General features: G+C 79.4%; 1 protein-coding gene. It reads left to right on the top strand.

The genetic code is table 11. The features are described from left to right. Window positions 1-684 (top strand): phosphopantetheine-binding protein (locus OZN99_RS32945; RefSeq protein ID WP_270939378.1); only part of this gene is annotated, 684 nt, incomplete at both ends.

The raw sequence follows: 684 nt of genomic DNA on the forward strand, positions 1-684 counted from the left end.
CCTGCCCGCGCCAGGCCCCGGCGCCGCCACCGACCGCCAAGTCGCCCGCGCCTGGCGCACCGCCCTCGGCCGCGGCGCCGAGACCAGCCTGTCCTTCCGCGAGGCCGGCGGCGACAGCCTCGGCTTCCTCCGCCTCGCCCTCGAGATCGAGCGCCTCACCGGCCATGCCGGCGTCTTCGAGGCGCTCCACCCCGACATGACCGCCGCCGAGATGTCCGCCGCCCTCGCCGCCGCCCCCGCCCCGCGCCAGGGCCCGCGCGTGCTGCTGCTGCCCGGCATGGGCGGCGACTGCGACACCCTCGCCCGGCTGCGCGACGGCTGCCCGGGCATCGACTTCGTCGTCGCCCGCTACCCCTCCTGGCGCGCCCTGGCCCGCGCCGGCAGCGAGATCGAGAGCGACGCCCGCGCCGTGCTGCCCCAGGCGCTCGCCGCCTTCGACCAGGGCCGGCCGCCCATCCTGCTCGGCTACTCCTATGGCGGCGCCATTGGCCACCTGCTCGCCCGCTGGATGGCCGAGGCCGGACGCCCGGTCCGCGCCCTCCTCGTGCTCGACACCTCGCTCGCCGGGCGCGGCATGACGCCAGCCGCGCCGACCACCGGCGCCGCCCCGCACCGCGAGCGCCTGCCCGACTTCCTCCGCCGCTGGCTGCGCTGGCAGGTGGCCGCGCTGGGCGCCAGGCCGGC

Source organism: Falsiroseomonas oryzae (genome assembly GCF_027856955.1).
GTDB lineage: Bacteria > Pseudomonadota > Alphaproteobacteria > Acetobacterales > Acetobacteraceae > Falsiroseomonas > Falsiroseomonas oryzae.